This is a genomic window from Caballeronia sp. SEWSISQ10-4 2, assembly GCF_030464885.1.
Lineage (GTDB): Bacteria > Pseudomonadota > Gammaproteobacteria > Burkholderiales > Burkholderiaceae > Caballeronia.
In genome coordinates, this window is sequence record NZ_JALPRJ010000077.1 from 1 (window position 1) to 16,792 (window position 16,792).

Annotated in this window: 13 protein-coding genes and 1 pseudogene; 10 read left to right on the forward strand and 4 right to left on the reverse strand. The window is 59.7% G+C overall.

What is annotated here, in order from left to right; all coding sequences use genetic code 11:
* Window positions 1–189: 189 nt before the first annotated feature.
* Together M0D69_RS34895 and M0D69_RS34900 are read left to right on the forward strand one after the other, a co-directional pair.
* Window positions 190–1,299, forward strand: coding sequence for an ABC transporter substrate-binding protein (locus tag M0D69_RS34895; protein ID WP_301786383.1), 1,110 nt, complete (start codon window positions 190–192; stop codon window positions 1,297–1,299).
* Window positions 1,299–3,116, forward strand: a complete 1,818-nt coding sequence (locus M0D69_RS34900) for a histidine kinase (protein ID WP_301786384.1) — start codon at window positions 1,299–1,301, stop codon at window positions 3,114–3,116. Before M0D69_RS34895 ends, M0D69_RS34900 begins: the two co-directional genes overlap by 1 nt.
* Window positions 3,117–3,255: 139 nt before the next feature.
* Here M0D69_RS34900 and fusA read toward each other — a convergent pair whose 3' ends face one another.
* The gene (gene fusA, locus M0D69_RS34905; RefSeq protein WP_301786385.1) at window positions 3,256–5,307 is read right to left on the reverse strand and encodes an elongation factor G; all 2,052 of its coding nucleotides are present in this window, start codon (window positions 5,305–5,307) and stop codon (window positions 3,256–3,258) included.
* A gap of 238 nt (window positions 5,308–5,545) precedes the next feature.
* Here fusA and M0D69_RS34910 point away from each other — a divergent pair, with 238 nt between their 5' ends.
* The 3 genes from M0D69_RS34910 (at window position 5,546) to M0D69_RS34920 (ending at window position 7,197) form a co-directional block, all read left to right on the forward strand.
* On the forward strand, window positions 5,546–6,034 hold the full coding sequence (locus tag M0D69_RS34910; RefSeq protein WP_301786386.1) for an aminoacyl-tRNA deacylase: 489 nt from the start codon (window positions 5,546–5,548) through the stop codon (window positions 6,032–6,034).
* Between the two features lie 82 nt (window positions 6,035–6,116).
* On the forward strand, window positions 6,117–6,854 hold the full coding sequence (locus M0D69_RS34915) for a BON domain-containing protein (RefSeq protein WP_301786387.1): 738 nt from the start codon (window positions 6,117–6,119) through the stop codon (window positions 6,852–6,854).
* A gap of 103 nt (window positions 6,855–6,957) precedes the next feature.
* Window positions 6,958–7,197: a hypothetical protein gene (locus M0D69_RS34920; RefSeq protein ID WP_301786388.1), complete on the forward strand. Its 240-nt coding sequence runs from the start codon at window positions 6,958–6,960 to the stop codon at window positions 7,195–7,197.
* Between the two features lie 130 nt (window positions 7,198–7,327).
* Here the strand turns inward: M0D69_RS34920 and M0D69_RS34925 are convergent, their stop codons facing one another.
* Both M0D69_RS34925 and M0D69_RS34930 read right to left on the reverse strand, forming a co-directional pair.
* The gene (locus tag M0D69_RS34925) at window positions 7,328–8,278 is read right to left on the reverse strand and encodes a sterol desaturase family protein (protein ID WP_301786389.1); all 951 of its coding nucleotides are present in this window, start codon (window positions 8,276–8,278) and stop codon (window positions 7,328–7,330) included.
* Window positions 8,279–9,206: 928 nt separating this feature from the next.
* A complete protein-coding gene (locus M0D69_RS34930) occupies window positions 9,207–10,001 on the reverse strand; it encodes an SDR family NAD(P)-dependent oxidoreductase (protein WP_301786390.1) in 795 nt (264 codons plus the stop codon).
* Window positions 10,002–10,105: 104 nt separating this feature from the next.
* Here M0D69_RS34930 and M0D69_RS34935 point away from each other — a divergent pair, with 104 nt between their 5' ends.
* From M0D69_RS34935 to M0D69_RS34955, 5 genes and pseudogenes are all read left to right on the forward strand, one after another.
* A complete protein-coding gene (locus tag M0D69_RS34935) occupies window positions 10,106–10,996 on the forward strand; it encodes a LysR family transcriptional regulator (protein ID WP_367619806.1) in 891 nt (296 codons plus the stop codon).
* Between the two features lie 208 nt (window positions 10,997–11,204).
* Window positions 11,205–11,774: pseudogene (locus tag M0D69_RS34940) on the forward strand (pectinacetylesterase); the annotation flags it as partial.
* A 360-nt stretch (window positions 11,775–12,134) separates the two neighbouring features.
* Window positions 12,135–13,208, forward strand: coding sequence for a carbon-nitrogen hydrolase family protein (locus tag M0D69_RS34945; protein WP_301786392.1), 1,074 nt, complete (start codon window positions 12,135–12,137; stop codon window positions 13,206–13,208).
* Window positions 13,205–14,257: a low specificity L-threonine aldolase gene (locus M0D69_RS34950; RefSeq protein ID WP_301786393.1), complete on the forward strand. Its 1,053-nt coding sequence runs from the start codon at window positions 13,205–13,207 to the stop codon at window positions 14,255–14,257. The genes M0D69_RS34945 and M0D69_RS34950 overlap by 4 nt, the downstream gene beginning before the upstream one ends.
* A gap of 19 nt (window positions 14,258–14,276) precedes the next feature.
* Window positions 14,277–15,176, forward strand: a complete 900-nt coding sequence (locus tag M0D69_RS34955) for a PhzF family phenazine biosynthesis protein (RefSeq protein WP_301786394.1) — start codon at window positions 14,277–14,279, stop codon at window positions 15,174–15,176.
* Window positions 15,177–15,199: 23 nt separating this feature from the next.
* Here M0D69_RS34955 and M0D69_RS34960 read toward each other — a convergent pair whose 3' ends face one another.
* On the reverse strand, window positions 15,200–16,609 hold the full coding sequence (locus M0D69_RS34960) for a PLP-dependent aminotransferase family protein (protein ID WP_301786395.1): 1,410 nt from the start codon (window positions 16,607–16,609) through the stop codon (window positions 15,200–15,202).
* Between the last annotated feature and the right edge of the window lie 183 nt (window positions 16,610–16,792).

Here is a 16,792-nt window from a genome sequence, read left to right on the forward strand (position 1 = left end):
GGCGCGCTGTCCATCCCCGGCCTGAAGGCCGAGGTCTTTCGCGCAACCTGATAAATCGCGGTCCCGCCCGGTAAATATTGGCAACGGGACGGCAATAAGTAAAATGAGCGACTACCTTCCCGTCGAGTAATCGCGTCCGACCGCGCGACGAGTACCAAGCGCGTCAGCAGCAACCGGGTGAATCGTCTTATGAATCGTAGAGAAGCACTGCGTGCATGCATGCATGCCGGCCTGCTATGCATGACGGACTCCGCTTTTGCATCCAGACAGTCGCCTCACGTGGTGTTCCTTAACCCCGGAGAAGCTGTCGAACGCGGCACGGGTCAGCAATGGCAACTGGTATCGCGATTCATGGCTGTCGCAGCAAAGACCTTCGGCATGCAACTGGAAGTCCTGTACGCGGAACGCGATCACCTGTTGATGTTGCGTCAGGCTGAGGAGGTCGCACGGCGCACCGAAGCGCCGGACTATGTGGTGATCGTCAACGAGAAGATGGCCGCCGAGCAGATGCTGAAGACGCTGGCGCGTTCGCCTGCAAAGGTGCTGCTCATCCACAACGACCTCACGCCCGCCCAGCGCCGCGTTGTCGGTAACGAACGGGAGCTGATCCCGAACTGGATCGGCACGGCGACGGCAAACGCCTCGCGCGGAGGGTACCGCCTGATGGAATATTTGTGTCGCAGGCTCGGGGCCGGCGGGGTGAGGGTGATCGGGATTACCGGCGACCCGAATACGCCCGTCTCGCTGGAGCGTGCCGCCGGCGTTGAGTCGTTCCTGTCCAAGGTACCGGATGCACGCACCTGCCAACTAGTCTTCAGCGACTGGAGCTACGCCGACAGCGATCAAAAGGCACGCGTGCTGCTGGCGCGCTATCCGCAAGCCAATGTGATCTGGGCGGCGAACGATTCGATGACGCTCGGCGCATTGAGGGGAGTCAAGGCGCGCAACGCCCACATTCTGGTGGGAGGCATGGGGGCGTTGCCGGAGGCGCTGGCCCGTGTGGCGGATGATGGTCTCGCGGCCATGGTGGCGGGCGACTACTTCATCGGTGCCTGGGCCATGGTTCTGCTGCATGACTACCATCACGGCATGGACTTTGCTGCGTGCGGAGGTACTTGCCAGAAACTCGACTTCCTGAGCGTCATCCATCGTGACAATGTCGCTCGATACAACGAAGTCGTGTTCAGCGGCGAGCACACACTCGACTTTGGCCTGTACTCGAAATACATGCATCCAAGCCTTGGTCCCTACGACTTCGGTCTGAAACACATCCTGAACACCAGGCCGGAGGTCTCGTGATGCGTTTGCCTCCACGACTCACGCTGCACTCGCTCAGCCTGCACACCAAGCTGATGCTCGCGCTCGTTGTGCTCGTCGCGCTCGTGGCCGGTACTTCCACGTATTTTCTGATTGGACACTCGCGTGAGCGCCGGCTCGTGGAACTGGAGGAACGCGCCACACGGATAGCCGACCTGTACAGCCACTCGCTCGCCCAGCCGTTATGGAACGTTGATCGTGGCGCAATCGACAGCCAGCTTGCTGCGCTCGCGCCCAATCCCGAAGTGGCGCAATTCACGGTCACGGCAGTGGGCTACGGTATCGTGTCCAACGCGAAGGGCAATCAGCACCTGGACCCGGCCGATAGCGTGGTACGGGTCAGGGCGATCGAATATGACCCTCCAGGCGACGCTCCGCGGGAGAAAATTGGCGAGATCCGCGTCGTTCTCACGAAGGCGGTCGCCGAGCAGGCCATCAGCGGCGCGCGCCGGGCCATCCTTGCCATGGTGGCGCTCGTCGTCGCTGCGCTCTACGCGGCGACCTTCCTCCTGCTCAAGCGCATGGTGCGCAGCCCGATCAACCGGCTCGAGGAAATGGTCGACCGGATCGCGGACGGCGACTTCGATGCTCGCTGTGCCGTGGAATCTGGCGATGAACTGGGGCGCCTCGCCACGCGTGTGAACGCCATGGCGGAGCGGCTGCGCGTGTCGACGGAGTGCCTGCGCGAGAGCGAAAGAAAGTACCGGAGCATCGTGGAGAATTCTCTCGAGGGCATCTTCATGCTCGATCGCAGCGGACACCTGAACGAAGCCAACCCGGCGATGGCGCAGTTGCTCGGATATGGCGCCGCGACCGACCTGATTACGGCAGCGGTCGGCGACCCTGGCAAGCAGCCGTTTTCGCCGACGCAAACCGGGGCCCTGTTTGATCTCCTCAGCGTGCAGGGTGAAATCGCCGGGCTCGAACTGCAGTTAAACCGCATCGACGGCAATCCGATCTGGGTCCAGTTGAATGCGCGTGGCCGGGCGGGCGACGACGGCAGTCCGCGGTGTCTCGAAGGGCTGCTCACTGACGTGACTGCCCGCAAGCATGCAGTCGAGAACTTACGCCGCCATCGCGACCAGCTCGAACTTGAAGTGAGCGAGCGCAAACGGACGGAACTCGAACTGCTCGCGTCGCGCGAACGGCTACAGCAACTATCGGCGCATCTCGAGGCGATTCGCGAGGAGGAAAGGAAGCACATCGCGATGGAAATTCACGATGAACTGGGCCAGTTGCTCACGGCACTGAAAATGGACGTGTCATTGCTGAGGATGCAACTCGCGGCCGGTTCGGCTGCCATGCAAAAAGCGGAAGAGATGCGCGAACTGGTCGAGAAAACCATCCAGATCGTGCGCAGCGTGGTCAGCCACCTGCGGCCGGCCGCACTGAATTTCGGCCTCGCATCCGCCCTGGAATGGCTCGCCGAGGATTTCAGCCGTCACACTCAAATTGTTTGCCATTTCCATCGCGAAGGTGCCGAACCGCATCTGGCCGATGCCCGCGCGACCGCGATATTTCGTATCGTGCAGGAGTCGCTGACCAATGTGGCCCGCCATGCCAACGCCTCGCGTGTGGATGTGACGCTGGCCAACACCGAAGCCGGCATCGAGTTGATCATCAGCGATAACGGACGAGGCTTCGATATGGCCGCCGCCCGGGCCGGGTACTCGTACGGCTTGCAGGGTATGGCCGAACGCGCCCGGTTGATCGATGCACAACTGCATATTGAAAGCGAGGCGAGCTCCGGTTCTGTTGTACGCCTGTGCGTCCAGGATGGCTCCGTCACTGCCCACTGAACTGGCCTCGCAAAGCTAGACGGTTGATGGCTGGAGCCGTGAAGACTGAGTTCTGTACATCACAGGTATTAGAATCGTGATGGTGTTGGATATTCCGAGCAGATAAGGAGTAATCCTGACGATGCAACCGGCACGCCACTCACGTCGCTACGTTGTCGCAATGGCTTTTGTGCTGCGACGCCATCCGCTCCTGCTGAGCGGGGGGCACGGGATCATAGTGGCTGAGCTGGATGCTGTAATTACCATGCCCGCCAGCGATGGCGTTCAGACGCGACTGATAGTCGTTGAGTTCGGACATCGGCACCTTCCCCGCGACGACCATGGCGTTGCCGGCGGCCGTGCGCGTGCCATGAACCTGCCCACGCTTGGCGGACAGGTCGCCGATGATGTCGCCCATCGCCGCTTCCGGCGTCATCACCTCAATGTCAACGATCGGCTCGAGCACGATCGGCTGGGCTCTCAGCACCGCATCGATGAAGGCCTTGCGCCCGGCGGTGACGAATGCGACTTCCTTGGAGTCGACTGAATGACTCTTGCCGTCGAAGACGGTGACTCGCACGTCCTGCATCGGGAAGCCGGCAAGCGGTCCGCTCGCAATGACCTGGAGGACGCCCTTTTCCACAGCGGGAATGAACTGTCCGGGGATGGCGCCGCCCTTGACGGCGTCGACGAACTCGAAACCGGCGCCTCGCGGCAATGGCTCCACGCGCAGCGTCACTTCGCCGAATTGCCCGGCGCCGCCGGTTTGCTTCTTGTGGCGATAATGCCCCTCGGCCTTGGCGCCGATGGTTTCCCGATAGGCGATCTTCGGTGGCCGCGTCACCACCTCGAGCTTGTACTGCTCTGACAGCCGCTCGAGCATGTGGCGCAGGTGCAACTCGCCCAAGCCTCGCACCACCGTCTCGTTGGTGCCGACCGGGTGTTCGACGCGCAGGCACGGGTCTTCCGCAGTCAGCTTTTGCAATATCTCCCAGAGGCGCTGCTCGTTGCCCCGGCGCGCCGGCTCGATAGCCAGGCCGTAGATGGGCGTGGGAAAGTCGAGCGGGGTCAGGTGGATGTTGCCGTCCTCGGGAGCGTCGTGCAGCACAGCATCGAAACCGATCTCGTCGACCTTGGCCGTGGCGCAGATATCGCCGGGACCTGCCTGGCTGACGTCGACGTGCTCTTTGCCCTGCAGCATCATCAGATGCGCGACCTTGAACGGCTGCCGTCCGTCACCGATATAAAGCTGGCTATCGCGCCGGACCGTGCCCTGATGGATGCGAAACACGGCCATCTTGCCGATGTAAGGGTCCATGACGATCTTGAAGGCGTGGGCCAATACGTGCTTCTCGGCGACCGGTTCGGCGCGCATGGCTTCCTGGCGCCCGCCGGCGTCGCGGTAGAAGAGCGGCGGGTTGCCTTCCGTGGGACTGGGCAGGAGCCGGACGAACACGTCGAGCAATTCCGCGATGCCGGTGCCGTTGATCGCCGACGTGAAGCAGATCGGCACCAAATGACCCTCGCGCAGCGCCCGCTCGAAGGGCTCGTGCAACTGCTCCGGGCTGATGGCCTCGCCTTGCTCCAGGTAAAGCTCCATCAACACCGGATCGATCTCGACCACTTGATCGATCAGCGCATTGTGCGCCGCCGCAACTGACAGGAAATCGGCCTCGCCCGCAGGGTTGAAAAAGCAATCCACCACTTGGCGGCCGCGCTGCGCCGGCAGGTTGATCGGCAGACATTCCGTGCCGAAGGCCTCCTGGATTTGCGCCAAAAGTCCCGCAAAGTCGACCTTTTCGCCATCGATACCGTTCACGATGATCATTCTGCAGAGCTTGCGTTCGCCCGCCCACGCCATCATGCGCCGGGTCGTCATTTCGATGCCGGTCTGCGCATTGATGACGATGGCGGCCGTCTCCACGGCGGGCAGGGCGCTGATCGAGAGCCCGGAGAAGTCCGGATAGCCCGGCGTATCCAGCAGATAGATGCGTGTATCGCGGTAGTGCAGGTGGGCGACGGCGGAGTTCAGCGAGTGCTGATATTTGCGCTCGAGCGGGTCGAAATCGCAGACTGTGGTGCCGCGCTCCACGCTGCCGGCCGTGTGGAGCGCGCCGCCTTGATGCAGCAGCGCTTCGACAAGCGAGGTCTTGCCGCATCCGGCATGCCCGACCAGGGCGACGGTCCGGATAGAGTCGGGGCTGTAGCGCATGGTCGCCCTCGTCCAGTAATGGATGTGGGGCCATTATTGGCGAAAACGGACCCGCGTGCCATACGGGGTAATCGTCCCATTCCGTCCCATTCGCGGGGATGCACGTGGCGGCGTCGTCACGCCCGCGCAGTCACAGCGCTGCTGTCAGCATGTTTTTCACGCGCGAGCGAAAGCGACCTATCCTTAAGGAGTCGCGCGCAATAATTTTCCGTTTCCTTCCTCCCAGAGGAGGTGCGTCATGTCAATGTCTGCCACTCTCCAGGACTGCCTGCGCAGTAAGGGCTCCCAGTACGAAATCGTGCGTCATCCGCATAGCCATTCCAGCATCGAAACCGCGGCGGCAGCGCATATTCCCGGCGACCGCCTCGCCAAGACCGTGCTTCTTGAAGACGAGCACGGCTATGTGGCGGCTGTGCTGCCATCGACCTATGCCGTGCGGCTGTCCGAGCTGTGGGCACAGACCGGACGTCATCACCTCGTGCTGGCCAAGGAGGTTGATCTAAGGGAACTGTTCAAGGATTGCGATGCCGGAGCGCTTCCGCCGGTGTGCACTGCCTATGGCATGTACACCTATCTTGACGAGAGTCTCGCCAGCCAACCGGACGTCTATTTCGAGGCCGGCGACCACGAAGCGCTGATTCACATGGACACGGATCAATTCCTGGATCTGATGGACCGAGCCGAGCGGGCACGCTTCGCCCGTCGCATGCAGGCTATGCCGACCTGACCCGCGTCCGCCTTATGCGGCACGGCTTGCGCAGCGCGGCATAAAGCGCGCGGCGCCACCCAACCTTTGCGCGAGGCAGATCATGCAACGCAGCGATACGGTCTTGAAGCAGGTGATGGCAGCCTTCGAACGCGAATCACACCTGAAGCTCCACAATCATCCCATTCATATGAGTTTCGACGATGGCGCCTTGACGGTGGCGGGTGAGGTGCCGGATATCGCATCTAAGAAACGCCTTCTTCAGTTGACCCAGCTGCACAGCGAGGGGAAGCGTCTGGTCGATCAACTGCGGGTCACCGCCAACCCGCCAGTCGGTGATGGCGAGTTGCGGACACATATCTGCGAACGGCTGGCGCAGGCTGTGGATTTCCGTAACTGCGTGATCTGCGCGCGCATCAAGGGCCAGCTCGAAGTGTTGCGCGGCACCATGGACCAGGCGGGCAACGACGGCAGCGGCGTCATCGAAGTGACGGTCGAGGAGGGCGTGGTGACCTTGACGGGGCAGGTGATCAGCCTGTCTCACCGGCGCCTGGCGAGTGTGACTGCCTGGTGGGTCGGCGGCTGTCGCGACGTGGTGAACCTGCTGGAGTTGGTGCCCGCCGAAGCAGACGGCGACGATGAAATTTCCGAGGCCTTGCACCTGGTGCTCGAAACCGATCACCGTGTGCGCGCCGAGCAGATCACCATCAATGTAGAAAACCACAGGATCACGCTAGCAGGTTGGGTGGCGACCGAAGCCGAAAAACGGCAGGCGGAGCAGGATGCCTGGTGTCTGGATGCTATCGATGGCGTCGTCAATCGCATCCAGGTGCGGGCCTGATGTAAAATTTTGCATCGCAACACAACATTTTGGGGGCGAGCCGCTAAAGTTTTTCCAATTCTTGTCGTCATACAGAGCGCTACCTATTAGACCGGAGAACGTAATGAAGTCGGCAAGCGCAGAAATCGACATGGTGGAAAAGACACTGCATGAACTCGTTCGGCGTCCACGTTTGATTCGTACCACCTACTGGTCGACGCACGTCGAGTGTCTTTTGGCGCGTCCAGGACTACGAGTTCAAGACAGACAACGGCTAGCCGCTCTGCTCAATTTGATCAGCGCCGTAGCGCCGACCGGTGAGCTTTCCCAAGATTTGCAAGTCGACGCCCTGGCTGCGACCTGAGCTGTCTGCGAGTTGACCCGTTCGCCTCTGACTCGATGAGTTCACACGAACTCCGCCGGAGTGGATGACTGCACTCGTCAAATTGAAGAAATAAAAAAACCGCTCGAGAGCGGTTTGTGTTTGTACGGGATCAGTCCTGACCGCTTGGCTTCCAGCCCGGCGGCATGACAATATGCAGCATTTTTTGCTTCAAAGTAGGAGCGATACGCACGTCTCTGGCGAGCAGGTAAATCTCTCCGAAATACATGTCCAGGAAGCTGTTCGTCTTTACGTCGCGGTTCAACCCGTATTTCGCCGTCACTCCGGGGATCTCATGCTGGAGCGTACCGAAGATCTTGTCCCAGATAGGCAACGTGTTGCAGTAGTTCTTATCCAGGTATTCCGGATTACTCGCGTGATGTATGCGATGGTGATTCGGATTCAAGATGATGCGCCCCAATATCCCGCCTACTGCCCCGCGTGGCCATAGTTCTTCACTGATATGGATCAAAGCGCCGTAGCAGCCGTCGATCACCATGATCAGGAAAAGCATTTGCAACGGTACACCTGCGAACGAGCAGATAGCGGTTCGCACGAAGGTCGCGTATACGCCTTGCAGGAAGAACGCAGTAAAAATGACGGAAAGGTTAATGTGCGTTGGCGCGTGATGCGGTGCGTGCAGACACCACAGTATCCGTACTTTATGGCAGGTGAAGTGATAGACGAAGTGACCAAACTCCCACACCAGATAAGCGTAGATAAACCAGAGGATCTGCATTGGCGCGATGAAAGGCGCCAGCTTCGAGAAAAAGGCCGTCGTCCAGAAGAACACCTCAAGACTGATTAGTGCAGCCATGATGTGGTTCGCCGCATACATCAAGATCGGCACTTTATAGGCGATATAAAGACGGCTGGCAGAACGACGGTTCACCCAAATAAGAAATGCCATTTCGAGTACAAGAAGCACCGGAAAGATTGGTGCGATAACAGTCTCGATGCCAGCGAGGGTCGTCAATGCGGACCAGGTCGACTGGTGGCCGTTTGCTAAGGCGCTTATCCCGTCAATACCAAAGAAGCTTGATGCATGATCGCGAAACCACATCTGTTGACAACCCCATAGCGCGAAGGCAGGAATTATAACTAGACCGCGTAGGTCGGCGGGCTAGTTGCTTGTGCAGCGGGGGCGGGGAGCTTGATCGACTCACCACTAACCGCTGCGAAGGAGGTAGAGGCAGCGCCCACCGTGCGTCACTGGGCGCAACCTAGCCTTGATTCGGATAGACATCCCGGTCCTGATGTCCGGCGACGTAAGCCAGAACCATGGTTCCTGCTTCGCTTCGATGAAATGCCGACAATATTCGCCGGTCAAATGCTGACGAGTGCGGAGGCCGTATCCCGATATGAACCAGACGAAACAATGCTCGCGCTGCAAGGTGTTCAAACCGCTATCGGCGTTTCCCAAGTCAAGCCAAAGCAGGCTATGCAGCGCATGCGCCAAGTGATGCCACGTTGATTGGAAGGAAGTGTAGTTGACGCTGTTGGCAGCGCATTCGGTTTCCGTGTGCCGCGGTGCCCATCCCCTGTGCTCGTCAGTCGGTCCGATGCGATACCTACGAAGTCGGTCGCTTTCTATCGGACCGCATCCGGCAGTACTCGACCCAAAGTCGCCAATGCATTTTCCCAGCAGCGGACATTGGCAGCGGTCATCTACTACTGGGGCATCTAAGAGATCGCCTTCGTCATACGGATAGCGATGCGTGTCTTTCTTCAGAGTTCATCATGAATGACCTTTCTTGTGTGTCTGTCGTTGAGACCGATGCGGTGAATTGTGTCGATCCGGATCTTCACATTCGAGCCTGAAGGTTTGTTGCCTACGTTGAACTTAGAGATTCAGGACCTTGCGGATCTCAGGCCCGGATATTCCAGTGTCAATGCAGGCGCATTCAACTTGGGCTGTCGTCTACTCCGGGAAGGAACCGATGGTTTGGCCCTTCCCGAAGCCGCGTTGAACGAGTGAAAAAGCGTGCGCCCTATGCAATGGTACGAACGACACCGCCGTCGACGCGCAAGGAAGTACCTGTTGTCGCCGACGCCTGCTCCGAGCAGACATAGACGACCAGGTTTGCGACTTCTTCGGTTGTCGCGAAGCGATTGAGGAGCGTGGTCGGGCGATTCGTTTTCAGGAACTGCTGCTCGGCTTCCTCACGCGTAATGCCTTGCGCATCTGCGTTCGCCTGCGCCCAACCACTCATGATCTCCGAATTCGTCGGACCAGGGAGAACCGAATTAACGGTGACGCCCGTTCCGCCGACCACCTCGGCCAAGCCCCTCGCAATGGCGAGCTGAGCGGTCTTGGTCGTGGCGTAGTCGATCATGTCCTTGGGGATGGCAAGCGCGGACTCACTGCTGATGAAGACGACGCGCCCCCAGCCGCGCTTCGTCATGTTCGGCACATAGTGGCGGGAGGCGCGAATGCCGCTCATGACGTTAAGTTCGAAGAGATCGATCCACTCGCTGTCCTCAATTTCGAAGAAGGACTTCGGACGCCCAGTACCCACATTGTTGACGAGAATGTCCGCATCCGGCGCCTGCGCGAACAACTCCGCCGCGCCTTCCGGGGTCGCAAGATCTGCGATGACGCCGGTAAACTCCGTCTTTGGCAAGAGTTCGCGAAGCTCCCGAAGCGCCGTGGAGACGCGCTTCTCTGTGCGGCCGTTGATGACGACCGCGGCGCCTGCGCGCCCCAGCCCTTCTGCAATGGCTCGGCCGATACCTGCCGTTGACCCGGTAACGACCGCCTTGCGGCCAGTAAGATCGATATTCATGACACCAGTCCTTCAACATGTGGAGAAAGCTGGATTGTGAGTGATGTCGGAATCAATGATAATGACTTAATTTTGCATAATATTAATTCCCAGGAGGAATGGAGGTGGATCGATTCCACGAGTTAAACGCCTTCATAGCCGTGGTTGAAGCAGGCGGTTTTACCGCCGCCGCGCGTAGAACCGGCGATTCACAGTCGGCAATCAGTAAGGCTATCGGCGCGCTCGAGAGGCGCCTCGGCGTGGTGCTATTTAACCGAAGTACGCGCAGCGTGACCCTGACGGATCAGGGGCAGAGATACTACGATCGGGCAAAACCGCTTCTTGACGAGATGGATGACGCCGACAGCGAGCTGACCAGCAGCACGCATAATGTCTCGGGTCTGATCAGGATCGCCGCATCAGGTACTTTTGGCCGTCTTCATATTTTGCCGCTTATTCCCGACCTGCTATCAGTCAATCCTGGCCTTCAGGTGGATCTCATTCTCTCGGACTTCGTGCGAGATATGGTGGAAGATGGGATTGATCTGGCGATCCGAGTGGGGTCCGTGAACGATCCTGACGCGATCGTCAGGCGCGTGGCCAGCACCCCTCTCGTCTGCGTCGGATCCCGTCGCTACTTCGAGCAACGCGGAATGCCGAAGACCCCTGCCGAGCTCGTTGATCACAATTGCCTTTTATATCGCGGCTTGACGGAGTCAACGCATTGGCCTTTTGTAGGGCCAGAAGGTAGATTTAGCGTGTCCGTGCACGGAAATCTCACGTCCAACAGTATCGAAACGATCCGGGCTGGTGTTCTAGCCGGTGTGGGAATCGGCCTGTTTGCCAAGATCTCTCTTGTCGATGATCTCCGACATCCGGACATCATCACCGTTCTCGACGAATTTATAGGCGACGCCAGAGACATAAGCCTCATCTGGCCAAGACGCCGATTTGTACCGGCGCGTGTGCGACAAGTCACCGATTTTTTCGCAGAGGCTATACCGCGGCGTATTTAGCCCCCCGAACTTAGGAAAAATGGTCAGCGATGGCGGAGGGGGGCCTTCGGATCAGTCAAGCGGACCTCCTAGTGATCGCGCGAGCCATGAAAGCTCAAGAAGCAGAGCACGAACACTGTCCAGTCCCCTGAAACATGGTTGGTATTGCTCGCTCGAACACCTCACATTCCATCCTTGCCGAAGGTTTCGTCGCACAGCCAGACGCCATCTGTCGGCACCGGATGGCCTGCTCGCAAGAAGCAGCAAGCTGCTTAAGAATTTTGACCCCAACAACCTGCGCAGCGTCTATGCCGCACTGTCGACAACCTTTCCGCATGACCGGTTTGGCTATACCACGTATCAGCAGGACAAGCTCATCGCCGCCTACTACTACCGTCCATTTGTACCTGCGATCATTGCAGCCCCGGACGACGCGACCAAGGATGCACTAGCGCTGCCACTGTTCGACAAAGAACTGGACGGAATCAAGCCGGCGATGAATCCTTTGCCGAATTTCGGCTATTACATGCCCTGGGCGCGTAGCGACTTCATGGACAACCATCAGGTCACAGCAATTAGCTTCACCGGATCGGGTATTCACGAGAACGGGGTCAACGCTGACGTCGGCGATTTTGTCAACGCCCTGCTTAACCAGAAAGATCCCGCGGATACGCCTGTGATGAAGGCGTTCCGAACCGAACAGTGGTCGGATTTCACGTTCTCCACATTCCTCACTTTCATCGACAGTATTTTCAATCTCAGTGGAGAAGCTGGTCCGATAACCACTCATCCGGCCTGATCTCCAACGACCGGCCGTCGCCCATTCGGAAAGGGACGGCCGGCGCGGAATTGTCGACAATCCATACAGCCACGTCGAGTGACCGTTCTTGGCCGGGTACCGCCTCATGCCTCGGGCATTCACAGGCTTAAGCTCACAAGACCGCGATCGGCGGCACGCGACCACTTCAGGCACCCGGCTCCCTCAAAAGCGGCCGTTCATGGCAAGGCTCCCCTAATGGGCAAGGCGCTTGACGTCGATCGACCTTGCCGATCCGTACATCATTGCACACTGTTATAGCGTTTTCGGCGAGTGCTGTGTATCGACGCCAGCCGGACCTTTCCGCACAATGCCACTGCCTCCCCGCTCACTCCTGACGCCATGAAAACCTACTCCGCTTTCCGGGCCGCCGCCTGTCACGTCGCGCCGTATTACTTCGATACCCCACGCACAATCGACAAGGCGTGCGCACTGATCGCCGAAGCCGCAGGCAACGGCGCCGAACTGATCGCGTTTCCCGAAGCCTTTGTCTCTTCGTTTCCGGTCTGGTCCGGTGTCTACGCGCCGGTCGATGTACACGACTTCTTTTTCAAACTCGCATCGAGCGCAATCGAGGTTCCCGGGCCGGAGGTCGCCCGCTTGCAGGAAGCCGCGAGGCGCCATGGCGTCATCGTCTCGATCGGAATCAACGAAGGCACGCCTATCAGTCCTGCATGCGTCTGGGATACCAACCTCCTGATTGGAGACGACGGACGCATTCTGAACCGCCATCGCAAGCTGGTGCCGACCTATTGGGAAAAGCTCACATGGGCGAATGGCGATGGCAGCGGATTGCGGGTCGTCGAGACCAAGGCTGGACGAATAGGCACACTGGTCTGCGGCGAGAACACCAATTCTCTCGCTCGCTTTGCGCTGCTCGCCCAAGGCGAGAACGTGCATATTTCTTCATTTTCGCCGCGCTGGCCGACGCATCCGCCGGGCGAGGCATCTTACGATCTTGAGGCAGCCATACGGTTGCGAGCAGGGGCTCATGCGTTTGAGGGCAAGGTTTTCAACATCGTCGCCTCCGGATTCCTGCCGCCCGAAGCGATAGACCTCATCGCCCGCGACAATGCGCGCGCACGGCAATTGCTCGAGGAATCACCCAAGAGCGTGTCGATGATCTTCGGACCGAACGGCACAGTCATCAGCGATACGCTGCGGGACGAAGAAGGCATTGTCTATGCCGATATCGACCTCAAGCAGTGCGTCGTGCCCAAACAGTTTCAGGACGTCGTCGGTTACTACAACCGTTTCGATGTGTTTCAGTTGAAAGTGAACCGCCGTGCGCTCGCCCCGGCCGAATTCAGCGATGGCGTGGCCGGCGTCCGGTACGATGACCTGTCCGGGGCTGGGTCGACTTCCCCGGAAGAGGCGTGGCCGATCGAGTTGGCCGACGGTATGAACAGACCATGAAACTGATCGATCTTTACAGCGATACGCAGACAGTGCCCACCGAAGGCATGCGAGTCGCCATGGCCACAGCGAAGGTCGGCGACGAGCAGATGGACGGAGATCCCACAACGCGCGAGTTGTGTATCCGGGTCGCAGAGCAACTGGATTTCGAGGCGGCGGTTTTCATGCCGTCGGGAACGATGTGCAACCTCGTTGCAACGCTCGTGCATACCCGTCCCGGCGATGAACTCATTGCCGACGCCCAGTCGCACATCTGTACCACCGAGGGCGCGGGCGCCGCGGCGATAGCAGGGGTGGCGATCAATCCGATCCCGACCCGCAACGGCATCTTTACGGCGGATGAATGCCGGGCCGCGATCCGCGAACCGTCCCGAACGGCCCCTCGCTCTGCGATGATCAGCATTGAGCAGACCACCAACTTTAGCGGCGGCGCAGTGTGGCCCATCGACGTGCTCCACGGCGTTCGCGACGCCGCGCTCGACGCCGGCCTGCGCACGCATATCGACGGCGCGCGGCTCTTCAATGCGAGTGCTGCCACCGGTGTGCCATTAAAGGCTTATACCGACGGCTGGGATAGCGCATGGGTCGACTTCAGCAAGGCAATGGGATGCCCGTTCGGTGCAGTCCTATGCGGAGATGCTCGTTTCATGCGCGACGCGTGGACATGGAAGTATCGGCTCGGTGGTGCGATGCGGCAGTCCGGAATCGTGGCCGCGGCCGCGCTTTATGCGCTCGATCATCACGTGACACGCCTTGCCGACGATCACGCCAACGCAGCGCTATTCATCAGGTTGCTAGCCAGCGAGCCCTACTTCGTATTCGAAGCGCCAAACCCGATCACAAACCTTGTTTTGTTCAGGCTGCAAGGCCTGCACGTCAATACCGTCACCTTCGTCGAGCATGCCTTGCAGCGCGGCGTGCGCCTTCGCAAGCTGTCCGACGGACGTCTGCGTGCCACGACCCATCTCGACGTAACGCGCGATCAGGTCGTCGCAGCGGCGGGCATTCTGAATGACCTTGCACGCGAACTTGCAGCCGACGCTTCATAGCTTATCGAGAAAGCCCTCCATGATCACATCGCAACCCAGTGTGTTCCTCGTCGATGTCTTTACGCAGGATGCCTTTTGGGGCAATCCCGTGGCTGTGATCGCCGCCGGGACCCGACTGTCACCTGAGCGTATGTTGCGAATCGCGCGCTGGACCGGCATGCCGGAAACGGTCTTCGTCCTGCCGCAGGAACCACGCCGCCGTGCGGATAACGAGGCCGATTACGACGTGAGAATCTGGTCGCCGTTGTGTGAATTGCCGTTTGCCGGCCATCCATCGATCGGTACCGCACACGTGTTGCTTGAAGAAGGGGCCATTGAGCCCACCCATGGACAATTCGTGCAGCAATGCCCTGCTGGGCGTATCGACATGCGCGTCACCTTGATCGGTGCACAGCGACGGATCTCATTTCGTACGCCGGTGCCGACGGTAGAACGGCCGGATAACGCCGGCCATGCAGCCGTTCTCACGGCGCTCGGATACAGAGGACCGTCGGCGCAGGTTGCGCTTGTCGAAGCCGGTGCACGATGGATCGTCGTCGAGATGATCAGTGCGTCGGATGTCAACGCGTTGAAGCCAAACCTGGAACGGGTGCAAGCGTTAAGCGTCTTGTACCGGGTCTCGGGCATCACCGTGCTCGGGCACGTGCAAGCCGGCGACGTGAACTTCGAGGTGCGGTCGTTCGCGCCCGCGATCGGCGTACCGGAAGACGCCGTATGTGGAGGCGGGAACGCGTGTGCTGCGTCGTGGGTCGCCTATCGAAACGACTGGCGAACGGGCTGCGCCGACTGCACCGTTAGCCAGGGACGGCACGTCGATCGCGCGGGTCGCGTCTTCTGGGAGGGTCCGGATCAGGACCGGCGCATCGAGATTGGAGGCTTTGCCGTAACGATATCGGCGGGCACCTTCCGTTTGCCTTGAGACGACTACAGATACGCGCGAAATTACTGCAGTTCGCGCACCATCTGACCCAATCGGGCGAGCGCATCACAGCGGCTACCCGTCATGCGAAACCCGCAATTCAGGCGCACATGATCGCTGAACTCGCCCGTAGGGGAAAACAGCGTGCCCGGTGCGATGGTGATACCGTCATCGAGGGCGCGCCGATAAAGCGCCATGGCCGAGACCTCGCGCGGTAAACGAATCCATAACAGATAACCGCCGCTCGGCATGTTGACCTCGGTGCCTGGACCAAACAGGCTCTCGACCTGCGCCAGGGTCTCGGCCACCTGTAGACGGCATTGGTTTCTCAGCTGACGCAAATGATGCTGATAGCCCCCAGCGGCAAGATAATCACCGATCGCTTCCTGTATCAAAAGGGGCTGCCCGACGCTCATCGTTTGTTTCAGCGATACGAGCCGCTCGTGATGCTGTCCGCCCGACACCCAGCCAACCCTCAATCCCGGCGCGAGCGTCTTGGTCAACGAACTGCATAGCAACACGTTCCCCTTTCGATCATATGATTTGGCGGCGCGCTGCGTTGCCTGGAAGTGGAGATCGCTGAAGGTCGCATCTTCGATGAGCGGAATCTGCAAGCGTTCGAGCGCTTCGACCAGTTCCAGTTTGACCTCGTCATCCATGCTCGCGCCGTCTGGATTGCTAACGTTTGTCGACATCAGACACGCGCCGATCCGCCGCCGCCCTGCCAGCCGTTCGACCTCTGCTATGGCTCGGGCGGGATCGGAATGGAACGGCAGTGGGATGGCTAGCATGCCGAGCTGCGCAATCGTCGATAAAAACCCGTAATACGCCGGCGATTCCACGACGATAACATCTCCCGCCTGAGCGACCGCTTGAAGACACAAGCCAAATGCCTCGATACAGCCATTCGTCACCAGAATGTCGTCCGCAGCGAGACTGCAATTCCATGATCGCGCGTGGAAGGCCAGGCTGTCGCGCAGGTGCTTCGATCCCGACGAGAACGAAACCTGCGTCAACAACTCGCCATGCCTGCGGGCAGCCGAAGCAATACTGCGTGACAACGCGCCAACGGGAAACAGATCTTTCTCGCACAGCGCCGTACCGAAGGAGACGACATGCGCGGCGTCATCGATACGGTTCAACGCAGTGTGGGAAAACTCCGCGTCGACAATCGTAGCAGGCGCCGGAGGCGGCGCGGCGCCTCCGGCAGCGCCAGCGCACACATAAAAGCCTTTTTGCGGACGGCTTTCGATGGCTTGCCGGTCTTCAAGCGCTCGATAGGCAGCGAGCACTGTCGTCACGCTAACGGCACACCGCCGGCTCATTTCACGAACGGATGGAAGGCGCTGGCCCGCCGCCCAAAGTCCGCGCTCAATTTCGTCCATCAGGCGAGAGGCGAGTGAAACGTGCAGAAAGTTGGGTGAAGCGGGCATGGAGGGTAAATGCAGCGGCAAGCGATGGAGTCGACCGGTTCTCTAAATCGAGACACGTGTGAACGGGTCAATCATAGCGCGTTGGTGCATCACACCCAAGCGCGAGACACACCATTGGACTCCAACAACGATTGACTGCTGTTGGCCGACCTCCGCCTGATGCGGTCGGTTCAGGTCGACCCC